Origin of the sequence: Actinoalloteichus caeruleus, assembly GCF_049311605.1 — a bacterium.
Lineage (GTDB): Bacteria > Actinomycetota > Actinomycetes > Mycobacteriales > Pseudonocardiaceae > Actinoalloteichus_B > Actinoalloteichus_B caeruleus.
In genome coordinates this window covers 2462620-2476265 of the sequence record NZ_CP186005.1, presented here as the reverse complement: position 1 = coordinate 2476265, position 13646 = coordinate 2462620, and the positions used below count along the sequence as shown (strand labels likewise).

At 75.8% G+C, this 13646-nt stretch carries 8 protein-coding genes and 1 pseudogene; 1 reads left to right on the top strand and 8 read right to left on the bottom strand.

The genetic code is table 11. From position 1 onward, the window contains the following. Entirely contained in the window at positions 1-450 is a 450-nt protein-coding gene (locus ACOJVX_RS10820; protein ID WP_026420372.1) for an NUDIX hydrolase, read from the top strand. A gap of 302 nt (positions 451-752) precedes the next feature. Here ACOJVX_RS10820 and ACOJVX_RS10815 read toward each other — a convergent pair. The 8 genes and pseudogenes from ACOJVX_RS10815 to ACOJVX_RS10780 form a co-directional block, all read right to left on the bottom strand. Then, positions 753-971 (bottom strand): annotated as a pseudogene (locus ACOJVX_RS10815) (DUF397 domain-containing protein); the annotation flags it as partial. Positions 972-1174: 203 nt separating this feature from the next. Then, entirely contained in the window at positions 1175-4081 is a 2907-nt protein-coding gene (locus ACOJVX_RS10810) for an AAA family ATPase (RefSeq protein WP_422647489.1), read from the bottom strand. After that, on the bottom strand, positions 4078-6600 hold the full coding sequence (locus ACOJVX_RS10805; RefSeq protein ID WP_422647488.1) for an AAA family ATPase: 2523 nt from the start codon (positions 6598-6600) through the stop codon (positions 4078-4080). The genes ACOJVX_RS10810 and ACOJVX_RS10805 overlap by 4 nt, the downstream gene beginning before the upstream one ends. After that, entirely contained in the window at positions 6597-9368 is a 2772-nt protein-coding gene (locus ACOJVX_RS10800) for an AAA family ATPase (protein ID WP_422647487.1), read from the bottom strand. Before ACOJVX_RS10800 ends, ACOJVX_RS10805 begins: the two co-directional genes overlap by 4 nt. Further along, entirely contained in the window at positions 9365-10072 is a 708-nt protein-coding gene (locus tag ACOJVX_RS10795; RefSeq protein WP_081715691.1) for a helix-turn-helix transcriptional regulator, read from the bottom strand. The genes ACOJVX_RS10800 and ACOJVX_RS10795 overlap by 4 nt, the downstream gene beginning before the upstream one ends. 332 nt (positions 10073-10404) lie before the next feature. Continuing rightward, a complete protein-coding gene (locus tag ACOJVX_RS10790) occupies positions 10405-11175 on the bottom strand; it encodes a hypothetical protein (RefSeq protein ID WP_030107193.1) in 771 nt (256 codons plus the stop codon). Beyond that, positions 11172-12206 carry a Gfo/Idh/MocA family protein gene (locus tag ACOJVX_RS10785; RefSeq protein WP_422647486.1) on the bottom strand — a complete coding sequence of 345 codons (1035 nt, stop codon included), beginning with the start codon at positions 12204-12206 and terminating at the stop codon, positions 11172-11174. Before ACOJVX_RS10785 ends, ACOJVX_RS10790 begins: the two co-directional genes overlap by 4 nt. Further along, positions 12206-13639 (bottom strand): GMC oxidoreductase, encoded by a 1434-nt coding sequence (locus tag ACOJVX_RS10780; RefSeq protein ID WP_418155540.1) that lies wholly within the window; start codon positions 13637-13639, stop codon positions 12206-12208. The genes ACOJVX_RS10785 and ACOJVX_RS10780 overlap by 1 nt, the downstream gene beginning before the upstream one ends. Positions 13640-13646: the final 7 nt, after the last annotated feature.

The following is a 13646-nucleotide window of genomic DNA, read 5'->3' as shown; positions in this document are numbered from 1 at the left end:
ATGATCGACGCTTCCGTGCTCGCTCAACTCACCACTCAGGCCGCTGAGGACGGCGTTCAGCAACTCGTCGTCGGCGCGATCGTACAGAATCACAACAAGGTGCTGCTTCTCAAGCGTCCCGCAGACGACTTCATGGGCGGCATCTTCGAGCTGCCCAGCGGCAAGGTGGAGAGTGGCGAGAACCTTGACACTGCTACCGTCCGCGAGGTCCAGGAGGAAACCGGTCTCGCCACCACTGATATCACCGATTACATCGGCAGCTTCGACTACACCTCGGGCAGCGGAAAGAAGAGCAGGCAGTTCAACTTCGCCGTCGTCGTGGCTGATGCCGATGAGGTCAGGCTCAGCGAACACGACGCCTACGTGTGGGCTGCACTGAACGAGGACCTGCCCGTGACCGACGCCGTCAAGGGAGTGTTCGACAAGTACAAGCAGCTGCGTGCTGTCTGAGGCCGCTCTCCATGCTCCCCACGTCGCCTCAAGGACGCGGGGAGCATGGGCTATCCGGAGACGAGGAAGCTGGCACCCCAAGCCACGACTCTCGGAAAGATCCAAGTAAAACGGCTCAACGAGACGGAACCCACATCACGAACCCGCGCACGGGCAGCCACCGCCTGGCATCAGTTTCGTCCCGGAGGCCGCGCTGCGGGGCCGTTGGTGTTCGTGCTCCCGCTCCCGGTGGCGGTCACGGTGGGCTCACTGGGGACAGGCGCGCCGTGTCCCGGTGCGCCTGCTCCAGGCCACTGGGTGTCGAGGTCGTCGAACTCGCCGGCCTTGCAGCCCTTGATCCACGCGACCATCTCGGCGCGGGTGAAGAACACGACGCCCGCGTCGGGGTGCTTGCTGTTGCGCATCGCGATGGTGCCGTTGGCGAGCGGGGCGACCTCGACGCAGTTGCCCGCGCCTGGACCACCGCTGCCCGAGAAGCTGCTCTTGCGCCACGCGGCGTGAGCCAAGGCGTCGTTGTCCACCACTTGGCGTCCCCCTTCGTCGTGGATCACTGGTACTCCTTCGCGGCTTTCCTGACCAGATCCACCGAGTCGGTGTGGGGAAGCGCTCGCTCGGTGAGGACAGCCCACTTCAGAATACAAGCGCGGACCGCGTCACGGTCCTCGATGTACGCCGCTCCGCCGGATCCCTCGGCGTAGCCGAAATCCGGGGCGGGTGGCGGGAGTCAGCAGGCTCGGGTGCTCGGGTCGCCGGGGCCGGTGGAGACGGGGACGAGTGCGGCGGCGAGCCCGGAACGGCCGTCGACGGCCAGCTTGCGGTACACCCGGGTGAGGTGCTTCTCCACGGCGCGCACGCTCACGGTGAGGGTGTCGGCGATCTCCTTGTTCGTCCTGCCCTCGGCGGCCAGCACCGCCACCCGCAGTTCGGCCCTGGTGAGCACCAGGTCCACCCCCGACGCCCGGGAGCAGGCGGCCAGGTCGAACCGGAAACGGTCGGTGAGCCAGTCGATCCCTCGGTCGGCGGTCAGGTCGTGGCCCTCCCGCAACACCGGTTCCGCCGCCGGATCGCCCGCCCGCAGCAGTGCCCTGCCGAGTTCCGCCAGGGTGCGGCCGAGTTCGAGGCGGTTCCCCGAACCGGCGAGCACCCGCCGGGACTCCCTGAGCAGTTCGATGCCCCTCCTGCCGTCGGTGACAGTCCCCAGCAACCGCAGCGCGGCGCCCAGCGTGGCGGGGGCACCCCACCGGACGGCGAGGTCGTACTCCTCGGCGGCCACCGCCCTGGCCGCCGCCGGGTCCCCCATCCGCAGGTGCAGGGAGGTGGCCCAGTGCCGCCACGGGCTGAGCGCCGGGTTGCGGCGCCCGGCGCGGGCCAGCAGCTGGCCGCACTCCTGGACGTGGTGGAGGGCTCCCGGCAGGTCCCCGGCGTGGGAGCGGAGGAACCCGCGCAGCGGCAGCAGCGCGTCGTGGTGGTAGGCCGCGCCCTCCGAACCGGTGGCGTGCCGCTCCAACCGGTCGAGCAGCCAGCGCGCCATGCGCGCGTCGCGGGGCAGCAACGCCGTCGGCACCAGCGCCGCCAGGCACAGCGGTAGGCCGTCCGGCCACTCCGACTCGGCGAGCGCGACCGCGTCCAGCCCGCACGTCCGGGCCCCGGTGACGTCGCCCGCTCCGAGCCGCGCGCTGACCAGGCCGACCGACACGAGGACGCGGGCGACGACGGAGTTCTGCCGCCGCGCCTGGTCGAGGGCGATGTCGAGCCAGGTGCCGACGTCCTCGGCGGCGTCGGCGGCCACCAGGGTGGGTGGCAGCAGCACCAGTCCGGTGTGGACGTGCCGGGCGGCGGCGGGTTCGCCGGCGAGCACGGCCCGGCCGATCCGCCCCACGGCGTCGGAGGACAGCAGGAGTCCGCCGGTGGCCTGGTGCAGCAGCACCGACACCAGTTCCCGTTCGGCCGGGGTGCGGCCGCCTGGCACGACGTCGAGGTCGCGGAGCCGGTCGAGGACGGAGTCCTCGGTGTCGGGTGCCAGTCCGGCGCGGCGGACCCGGCACTCCACCCGCAGCGCGATCTCCGGGTCCTGCCCGGTCAGCGGTTCCCCTGACCGCAGGTCCGCCTCGGCGCGGCCCAGCAGTTCGCGGACGGCGGGCGTCACCTCGTCGAGGAGTTCCGGGGCGAGTCGGGTGGCCGCGACCGCGCGTTCCCTGGGGTGGGGCAGCAGGGGGACGGCCTGGGTGAGGTGTCGTCGCGCGGCGGCCCGGTCGAACTCGCGTTCGGCGAGGGCGAGTTCCACCAGCAGCCGGGCGCGCACCACCCCGTCGTCGACGTCGAGCAGCAGCCGCCGCAGGTAGTCGGCCGCCTTTCTCGGCGCTCCCCGCCGGAGCGCGGTGTCCGCCGCCTCCCGCAGGACCCTGGTGGCCCAGGCGTGTTGGGGGGTGGTGACGGCGAGGAGGTGTTCGGCCACGCGTTCGGGGGGTCGGCCCCGCTGGTGCAGGAGGAGGGCGGCGGCCTGGCGCAGGCGTTCCCGTTCGGCGACGCCCATCGCGCGGTCGACGGCGGCGCTGGCGCAGGGGTGGCGGAAGGAGCACGTGCCGTCGACGTGGACCAGTCCCAGCTGGCCCAGGACGTGCAGCGAGCGGTCGCAGGTGAGCTGGTCGAGTCCGACGAGGTCGGCGACGAGTTCGGGGGTCGCCTCCTCGCCGAGCACCAGCACCGCGCGGCCCACGTCCCGCACGGGCGCGACGACGGCGTCCAACCAGGTGGTCAGCCGGTCGCCGAGCAGCCCGGACCACGGGCTGTCCTCCGCCGTGAGCTGGTCGGCGGTGGCGGGTGCCCCCGAGGACGCGACCGCGTCGAGGATTCCGGTGAGGAACATCGGGTTGCCCCCCGACTCGGCGTGGGCCCGGGTGACGAACTCCTCCTCGACCGGTGCGCCGAAGCGGTCCCTGGCCAGGGTGCGGACGGCGTCGACGCCCAGCGGTCGGGGCCGGAGGGTGCGGGTGGCGGCGGCGAGGACGTCCTGGACGTCGGGGCGTTCCGACCAGCAGCCGACGTCCCAGGCGGCGGCCACGACGGTCACCGGGACACCGGCCAACCGGCGGGCCAGGTAACCCAGCCAGCGCAGGGACTCGGTGTCGACCCACTGGAGGTCGTCGACGACGACCAGCAGCGGCCGTTCCGCCGCCAGGTTCGCGGCCAGCGCGCGCAGCGCCGGCCACAGCGTCGCCGGTGGGACGGGCTCGGGTGGGCCGGGGTCGGGTGGGCCGGGGTCGGCGTCGAGGAGCGGGGCGGCGGGGGCGGCGGCTCCGGCGAACCAGCGGGACCGGCGCTCCGGGTCGGCCGACCAGATGGCGGGTTCGAACAGTTGCCGGGTGACGCCGTGCGCGAACTCCCGTTCCAGCGGTGCCCCGCTGGCCAGCACCACCCGGGTGTCGGCGGTCTCCTCCAGCTGGTCGGCGACCGAGCGCAGCAGGGCCGTCCGGCCGATGCCGAGCGGGCCGACGACGGCGGTCAGGGAACCGTGGCCGGCGTGGGCGGCGCGGACGGCGGCGCGGATCGCCGCGACCTCACCCTCGCGCTCGCACAGCCGCATCGCCTCTCGCCTCCCGCTGGACGATACGACGTGCCCGTCGGGGGTCACCGCACGTCCTCCCGCCCCGGTTCCCCCGAGCGGCGACCGAGTGGGTACCCGGGTTCGACGAGGTCACGGCGTCGCGTGTGGTGCAGCGTCGACCACGCCCGTGCGGCGAGCTCCTCGGTGCGCCGCAGCGGCGCCGGCGCTCCCCACCTGCCGGCCAGCTCCCGTTCCTCGTCGAAGAGCCGGGTGGCCTGCGCGACGTCGCCGGTGGCCAGGCAGGCGGTGGCGGTGTGTCCGCGCCACGGCAGCAGCGCCGGGTTGGGTTCCTGGCGGGCCAACAGCCGCCAGCCGCACTGGCGGAGGTCGGCGAGCGCCTTCCCCGGCTCGCCGAGGGCGAGGCTGAGCCGACCTCGGGTGTAGAGCACCCTGGCTCCGATCTCCCCGCCGATCGTGACGTCGGGGGGACAGGTGCGGAGCGCCCGCTCCGCGTCGGCCACGTCACCCACGTCGAGGTGGTGGAGGGCCCGCACCGAGGCCACCTGGGCGGCGAGGCTCCTCGACCGTCGCACGGCCGGCAGGGCGTCGCTGATCAGGGCCAGCGTCCGGTCGACCTCGGCGGGCAGTGCGGCGCGCAGCGCGGTTCCGGCTCGGACGGTCAGCACCCGGGCGACCACCCAGGACGGGGCCTGGCGGCGGGCCTCGGCCAGGACGGTGTCGATGGCGTCGAGGGCCTCCTCGTCCCGGCCCGCGAGGGACAGCGCGCGGGCGGCGGCCAACCGGGGGGCGGTCAGGGCGGCGGTGAGGGGTGCGCTGGTGGCCGGCTGCCCGTTGGGGGACAGTGCCCTGCGGGCGAGGTCCACCGTCCTGGTCAGGTCCACTCCGGCCACGGCGAGGGCGTGGGCGAGCGCCGCGCTCCGCGCGGGGTCGCCGGGGTCCGGTGGCAGCGGGGGTGGGGCGAGCTCGACGAGCCCGCCGGGTTCACCGCGTTGGGTGGCGTGGGCGAGCTGGCACAACGCCGTGAACGGCGCGTGGATCTCCTCGGGGGTGGTGTCGGCGTGGTGGGCGTCGGCGAGCGCGGACAGCTGCCAGTAGGCGGTGCGTCCGCGTCCCCCGGCCAGCAGCAGGTCGGCCGCGCGCAGGGTCGCCTCGCCGGGGGCTCGTCCACCGCCGGCGTCGGCGAGGACGTCGGCGAGGTAGCGCTCTCCCGTGTCCGCCGTGGCGCTGACCGCCGCCCGTTCGATCAGGGTGTTGACCCGCGTCGTCGGGGCCAGGGGTTCCCGCAGCGCCCGGTCGAGGTAGCGGGCGGCGTCGTCGGGGTGGCCGGTCGCGCGGGCCTGGTGGGCGGCGCGTCGCAGCACCCCGACGGCCCAGCCCCCGCCGCCGGATGGGGCGCGCATCAGGAGTTCGGCGACGTCGACGTCGTCCACGGCGGACCGGTGGCCGAGGTCGGCGGCCCGCGCGTACAGGTCCTCCCGGTCGTGGGTGGGCATCTCGGCGAGCACGCGGTCGCGGACGATCGGTCCGACCACGTCGGGGCGGTCGTCGGGGCCGCCGCGACCCCGGACGAGGCCCATTCCGGCGAGCCGGTCGAGGACGACGCGCTCGGAGGCGTCGCGGAGGCCGGCGAGTGCGGCGACGAGCCGGAACGGCAGGCGGCCCCCGGTGGCGGCGAGCGCGCGGAGCAGTCCCGCCGGTTCGGCCTCCAGGGTCGCGGCGAGCCGGGTGACGCGGTCGCCGTGGGCGGCCGCGACGACACGCCACACGTCGGTGGCCGCGAGGTCCTCCGGGGGGACGCTGGCGGATCCGAGGTGGCGGCGGAGGACGTCGAGCAACCAGGGGTTGCCGCCGGTGGCGTCGGTCGCCGCCCGCGCGAGCGTCTCGGGCGCGGGCGCACCGGCCCGCCCGAGGGCGCTCCGGACGCTCTCGGGGGTCAGCGGACCCACGGCGAGCAGGTGTGGCGCGGTGACCCGGTCCGGGCCGTGCGGCGCGCCCTCGGCGCGGGGGGACAGCGGCACGGCTCCGGTGTCGCCGGCGAGCAGCAGTGCCAGTGGGACGTCCCGCAGGCGCCTGCGGAGCGCGCCGAGCCAGCCCACCGACCACCGGTCGGCCCAGTGGGCGTCGTCCACGACGACCAGCAGGGGTTGTTGGCGTGCGACGGAGAGGAAGTCCCGGCACAGCAGCGGGACGAGTTCGGCGTCGCGGTCGGGGTCGGTCCACACCGGCGAGGTCCACAGGGAACTGCCGGGTGGGGTGAGCGCGCCGAGCAGTTGGGAGGTGATGCCGTGCCGGAGCCGGGTCTCGGCGGGTGTCCCCCTGGCGAGCACGACCCTGGCGCCGCGCCGTTCGGCGGCGGCGGCCGCGTGCAGCAGCAGCGCGGAGCGCCCGCTGCCGGGAATTCCCTCGACGACCCCGACCGACGGGGTGGAGGCGAGGAGTTGGGAGACGATCCGGCGCAGGGTCGCCAGTTGGGGCGCGCGGTCGAGCAGGTGCGCCCTGGCGGCCTGGTCCTGCCAGTGGCGCCGTCCGGTGAGCACGGACGCGGCGGAGGTCGCCGGCGGCGCGGCGGGCTGGTCTGGGTTCATCGGTGTTGGCCGGTCGGGTCGGGTTCGGGGAGGACGGCGCGCAGCGCGGCCCGCCCTGGCACGTCGAGCTTGCGGTAGGTGTTGGTGAGGTGCACCTCGACGGTCCGGACCGTCACGAACAGCGCGTCGGCGATCTCGCGGTTGGTGTGGCCGGCGGAGGCCAGGGCGGCGACCCGCCGTTCGGCGCCGGTGAGGAGGTCCACGGCGGCGGGTCCGGTGGAGCGCCGGCGGCCGCCGGCGGCGGCGTGGCGGCGGCTCGCGGCGAGGAACAGCGCCTGGGACCCGCACTGGGTGGACAGGTCGAGGGCGGCGCGCAGGTGTTCGCGGGCCTGCCGGTTCCGGCCGACCCGCAGCAGCGCCTCCCCCAGCCGGAAGCGGGCGTTGGCCAGGCACAGCCGCGCCGGGGAGGTGGCGAGCAGGTCCACCGCGTCGGACAGCAGGGCCACCGCGCGGCGCCCGGACTCGGCCAGTCCCCGGGCGGTCAGCCCGAGGCCGATGGCGCGGGGCGCGCCCCAGCGCAGGGCCCGCTCGTGCTGCCGGTGGGCCAGTTCACCGGCCTCGGTGCGCCGGCCGAGTTCGACGAGGATCGCCGTGGCGTCCACCCACCAGGTCGCGAACAGGGGGTTGGTGATGCCGGTCCGGTCGAGGTGGTCGCCGCAGCGCCGCAGGTGGTGCAGGGCGCCTTCGGTGTCGCCGCTCTGCCAGCGGGCTCGTCCCCGGGCCAGCAGGTGGTAGGGGTGGTTCCACACGACCCGGTCTGCCCCGGGGCGGCGGGCGAGCAGCAGCGCGCGTTCGGCTCCGGGGAGGTCGCCGTGGGCGACGAGGGTCACGGCGAGCATGGTGTTCGGCCAGGCGGCCCTGGTGCGCCGGGGGTTGCGGGCGGCCGCCTCGGCCGCGTCGCGGGCGTCGGCGACGGCATCCCGGACGCGTCCGGCGGCGAAGAGCACGTGGGCCCGGTTGGCGAGGGCGACGCTGAGGGTTCCGGAGTGGGTCCGTCGGCGGGCGGGGTCGGTGAGCCGGTCGAGCACGGTCAGCGCGGTGGGCAGCTCGTCGGCGAGGTGCAGGGCGAAGGTGGCGCTGACCAGTGCCCAGTCCCCGGTGCCCTCGGGGACCCGCACAGCCCGTTCGGCGAGGTCGAGGCTGCGCGGCAGGTCGGTTCCCCCTCCCGCGTCGAGGGCGGCCAGGACTCCCAGGAGCTGGCGTTCCCCGGGGGTGCGCCCCGGCGGGGCGGGGATGGTCCGGGCCAGTGCCCGGGTCTCCGCCAGGGTGCTGGCCTCCTGGATGCCGGTGAGCAGGAGGGTGGACTCCACCTGGGCGCGCAGCTCCCGGTCGGTGGGTCCCGGGTTGTCGCCCACCGCGGCGATGAGTTCGGCTCGTGCGTCGGCGAGCACCCGGGTCCCCTCCGGGGCGCGTTGCGCGCTGACGGCCGTCAGTCCTACCTGGACGGCGAGGCTGGCGCGGTCCCGCGCCCCGGTGGTTCCGGCGAGGGCGGGGGCGAGGTGGGCGAGGGCGGCGGCGGGGTCCACCTGGGCCAGCGGGCGGGCCAGCTCGATGCGCAGTTGCACCGGTGGGGTGAGCGGCCCGCCGGCGGCCAGCACCCTGGCGAGGTAGCTGGCGGCGTCCTCGGGGGCGCCGCGGCGGCGGGCCGCGTCGGCGGCCTCCCGGAACACCCCGGTCATCCACGGTTCGAGGGGGCCGTTCCGTTCGAGCAGTCGCAGGGCGACCTCCTCGGCGGGGCGGCCGGCGTCGTTGAGCAGGCGGGCGGCCCGGTCCCGCAGGCTTGGCAGTTCGTCGGCGGGGTGCGCGGTCAACACGGCCAGCCGGCCGGTGGTGTGGGTGAACCGGCCGCCGGTGACGAGCCCGGCCCGCGCCAGTGCGGTCATGGCATGGCTGGCGACGTGTTCCGGGACGCCGGCGAGCGCGGCTACCAGCCCGATCCCGGGGGTGGCCCCGGGTCCGGGGTCCTCCAGCACGGCCAGGGCCCTCGCGACCACCCGGACGTGGTCGGGCAGGGTGTCGAGGCGGATCAGGGCTGATCGCCGACGGACCTCGGCTCCCAGCTCGGTCACCCGGTGCGCGTCGCGGTCGTCCGGGGTGATCCCGGCCGTGTGGAGTTCGTCGAGCAGCCGCCGCAGCAGTGCCGGGTTGCCTCCGGTGAGGTCGTGGCAGCGGCGCACGAAGCTCGGGGTGCCGGGGCCGTCGAACGCCTCGCGGACCAGTTCGGCCACGGCGGGTTCGGTCAGCGGTGGGAGGGGCAGGCCAGCGGCGCCGGGGCCGCGCAGCAGGCGGGTGAGCACCGGGTCGGCCGGGGCGCGGACGGCGTCGTGCCAGCCGAGGACGACCAGCAGCGGTCCCCGGGTGGTCCGCCGGAGGAGGAAGTCCAGCCAGCGCAGCGACGCGGCATCGCACCACTGGGCGTCGTCGATGACGAGGGCGAGCGGGCGGTGGCGCATCAGCTGGCTGACCCGCCGGTAGGGGGCGTGCAGGGCCTCGTGGGTGTCGTCGCCGGCGTCGCCGGGCCCCGGGTGGTGTCCGAGGGGGGCGAGCAGCGCGTGGACGGTGCCGCGGTGGCGGGTGGCGGAGGAGGGTCGGCAGGCCGCCCGGAGGACGGTGAAGTCGGCGGCGAGTCGCCGGCGGAGGGTGTCGAGGACGACGGTGCGGCCGGTGCCGGCGGCTCCCGTGACGACGACGAGCCGGGCCAGGCCGGCGCGGACGTGGTCGGTGTGGGCGGCGAGCTGGTCGAACTCCCGCTCGCGCCCGACGATCACCGGACCCATTCCGGGGCGACTCGGGGTGGCCAGGCTCCCGGGCGCAACATGCCGAGGCTGTAGGCCTTGGAGACCAGCGCCGGCCGGTTGGGCACGTCCAGCTTCCGCATCAGGGTGCGGACGTGGTAGTCGACGCCCTGCCGGCTGAGGTAGAGGTGGGCCGACATCCACGCCGTGGACTGGCCGGCGGCGACGGCCTCGAGCACGCGGCTGCCGGCGCGGCTGAGCCGCGGTTCCCCCCGTCCGCCGGGCCGCTCGCCCCGTTCCGGGGTGAACACGACGACGAGCATGCGGGGTTGGTCGTCGGCCCCGCACAGGGCGGTGCCGGTGAGGTGGCCGGGGACGAGGGCGCCGTCGGCGCGGCGGATCAGCACGTTCTCGGTGAAGCGGGTGGCGCTGCCGTCGGCGAGGTGTTCGGCGCGGCGGCGGATGTCGACGGCGAAGCCGGGCTCGACGAGGGCGGCGATGTCGTGGCCCCGCACCTGGCCGGGAGGTCGTCGCACCACCTGGGAGAACTCGTGGCTGACGCCGAGCACCCGCAGGGTGAGGTCGGACCAGGCGATGCAGAGGGTGGAGGATTCCAGGAGGGTGTGGAAGAGGCCGGGGGGAACGTCGGTGCGGTCGGGCGGCGGGTCCACCTCGGGGTGGGTGCCGGTGGCGTCCAGCTCGGCCAGGTCCGGGGTGCGGACATCGGTCTCGGACACACTGCCTCCTTTTCCCGCCAGCACGCGAACCCGCGATTCCCCCTCGCCGTCGGAGCTTCACGAGCCGGGGTCAGGGAGTCGGAACGGGCTCCAAGATCACCGGTGATCGTCGCGCCGATCCTATGAAGCGATCACGGAGAGCGGCAACGCGAGCACGTTCCCGTTGCCTAACCTTGTGGTCCCGTCCCCCTTTGGTTCGGTCCTCAACCACCTGCTCCCGCATTCGTACGGGCCCCAACGGAGCAATGCCGGACCCCGAACGGAGCAACTGGTTCTGGGAGATGGCCGTACCCGCGCCGTCGCGGCCCGCCGAGCGCCGCGCCGTGAGCCGCTCATCTGAGCAGCGCGGCGGTCTCCTGGAGGACGGGGAGGGTGTCGAGGGGGCTCGGCGCCCCGGAGGCGAGGACCGCCCGGACCGCCTCCCACAGGCCGCGACGGTCGTTGACCTCGGGCAGCGCGTCGCACCGGACACCGGCGGGATCGTGCCGGACCAGGGTCGAGCGGGGGCCGAGGGTCACCGACCAGCGCACGGCGGACCCGACGGCGTCGAGCACGAGCACCGGCCCGTCCCCGTCGACGCCGCCGGTGAGCAGGACGTCGTGGTCCGCCCGGTGGGACACCAGGGAGTACCCGTCGGGTCGGAGTTCGACGGGTGCCAGCGCGCCGAGGCCCGGGACCAGCCCGCGCGCCACGGCGAGCTGGGTCGCCAGGGCCGTGTGCGCATCGCCTGCCGGGAGGCGGATGTCGAGGTCGAGCAGTTCCGCACCGGCCAGCGGGAGCCGACCGCCCGGAGCACGGGCGGCCCAGCCCGGGAGGGTGGGCCGGGGAGCGTCGAGCACGCAGCGCACCGACCTGGCCGTCAGGCCCTCGACGAGGGGCAGGGCGGCGGCGACGGGCCGGGAGAGGACGACCACGCGGGTGCGGTCGGAGCGCTCCCGGAGCCGGTCGGACCAGCCGGGGACGCCGCAGTCGACCAGCAGGACCTCGGCCCCGGCCGGTCCCGCCACCACCCGGAACGCGCCACCGAGGCCGGCCAGGGCCCGCCGGTGCCACTCGTCCGCGCCAGGGTCGCCGCCCAGCGCCACCGTGACCGGGCCGGTCACGACGGGTCCCCGAGCAGGGGCGCGGCCGCGTCGGCGATCCCGAGCAGGTAGTCCAGGTCCGCGACGGCCTCCTCCAGGGGCAGCACCGGTTCGGCGGTGCCGGCGGCGACCTCGGCCACGTTCTCCCACATCGCCCGGTACCCGTCGAGCGGGGTGGACCAGCGCCGGGTCTCCCCCGCCGCCGTCCAGCGCGCCGTGGCGGACCCGGCGCGCAGGTAGGAGGAGGGGAGGTCGACCCGCAGCCGGCCTCCCTCGCCTCGGGCGTCCACATGCCAGTCCGGCCGCCGCCAGTCCCCGGCGGAGAACCCGGAGAGGACGGCGGTGCCGCCCGGGCCGGCCAGCCCCAGCAGGTAGCCGCCGGAGGGCAGCAGCCTGGCGTGGGTCACCCGGTCCACCTCCGGGAGGAGCGCCCGCAGGTGGGTCGCGGTGTGGACACCCAACCCCAACAGGGCGAACCGGAGCACGACGGCGCGGGCCGAGGGGTCGGTGATGGGCGGTGGCGCCGGCGGCGCGGGTGGAGGTGCGGAGCCGGACGCCAGGGCGACCAGCACCTCGGTGCGCGGCACCCAGGCGCGGACCCGCACCCGCCGGGCTCCTCCCAGCCGGGGGCGCGCGTGCCCCAGGGCCGCCCGCCACGCGGGGTCGTAGGAGTGCATGGTCCCGACCAGCACCCGGGTGCCGGCGCGGCCGGCGGCGGTGGCGATCCGCTGGGCGTCTTCGACGCCCAGCGCGAGCGGCTTCTCGCACAGCACGACCCGCTTGCCGGCCTCGCAGGCCGCGACGACGTGATCGGCGTGCGTCCAGTGCGGACCGCAGACCGCGACGACGTCGACCGCCTCGTCGTCGAGCAGGGCGGCCACGTCCACCCCCGCCCGAGCGCTCATCTGAGCGCCCTCCAGGGCGGTTCTCGCGGAGTCGGGTGTCGCGGCCACGGCGTGGACCACGGGGAGCCGGTCAGCCAGCTCCCGCAGCACCGGGAGGTGCACGCTCCGTACAACACGACCGGTCCCGATGATGCCGACTCCCGCCATCACACCCCCTGGATCATCCGCGCCACCGCCGCCGCCGAGCGCACGGCGAGGGCCGCGCTGGTGAGCGTCGGGTTCGCCGCCGTGGGCCAGCCGATGACCCCGTTGCCGCCGACGACGAGGTTGTCCACACCCCACACCCGGCCGTCCCGGTCGCAGACCGAGGTGCGCGGGTCGTCGCCCATCCGCACCGTGCCCTGGTAGTGCAGGGAGCTGCCCGCCGGCAACAGCCGGGGCTCACCCCCGGGGGTCGCCTCCCCGAGCGAGGCGGCCACGGTGGACACGAGTTCGGCGGCGCGGGCGGCGGTGTCCCGGTCGGCCCGGGTGAGCCCGTACTCCACGCGGGGCGCCGGCATCCCGTAGGCGTCGAGCCGCTCCGCCGAGAAGGTGACGCGGTCCCGGGCACGGATCTCCTTGGCCGCGTACCAGGTCAGGCTCAGCAGGGGACGTGGGTCGGCGACCCTGGGGCCCAGCGGGCCGAGGTCGGCGAGCATGACCTGCCCGTGGAAGGGGTGCCCGCTGGTCCAGGGGACCCGCAGGACACCGGTCACCAGGTCCCGCCACTCCCCGTCGAACGGTTCGGCCGGTTCGGGGTGACGGGGAGGGTCGTCGAGGTCCAGCAACGCCCACGCCATCACCGCCAGGTGGTCGTTGAGGTACCGGCCCAGGGCTGGTGGTCGCAACCCCGACGCCCACAACAGCTGCGGTCCTCGGAACGCGTCGGCCGCCACGGCCACCGCGCGGGACCGCACCACCCACCGCCGGCCACCGCGCAGGCACTCCAGTTCCGCGCCGACCACCCGGCCGTCGTCGAGGAGCAGCCGGCGGCACAGGGTCTCGGGGCGGAGCAGGAACCCCGGCTGGCGGTCGAGGTCGCCGAGCACGGTGTCGACACCGCCCCACTCCCCCGGCCCGCCCGCCATGGGCATCCACCCGACGTCCTGACCGGGCAGGGCGTCCCGGAGCCCGGCGAGCAACCGGGTGCCGGCGGCGGTGTCGGCGTAGGGCCGGGCGCGCACCCCCAGCAGCCGCTCGGCGACGGCGAGGTCGTCGGAACCGACGAACGGGGACCGCTCCGCCGGCCCCGGGCGGGGGGTGGCGCAGGTCCAGTGGCCGCCCATGCCGCCGACGCAGGTGGACAGCGCGGCGGCGGGCATCCCGTCCTGCTCGTCGCCCTCCGGGTCGGCCGGGCGCAGCAGCCCGGTCCCGAACCGGGGCGTGACCGCGCCGGCTCCGACCGCCGGGTACCGCCCGGCGGAGCGGTGGCGGGGTTCGGCCCGGTCGGCGGCCGGGAGGTTGTGCACGTTGCGGCCGGGTGGCCCGGTCACGGCGGGGCCCGCGTCGACGACGAGCACCGAGGCCCCGGGGACGAGGTCCCGGACGCGGCGGGCGACGGTCGCGCCGACGGGTCCGCTACCGACCACCAGCAGGTCCACGGTGGAG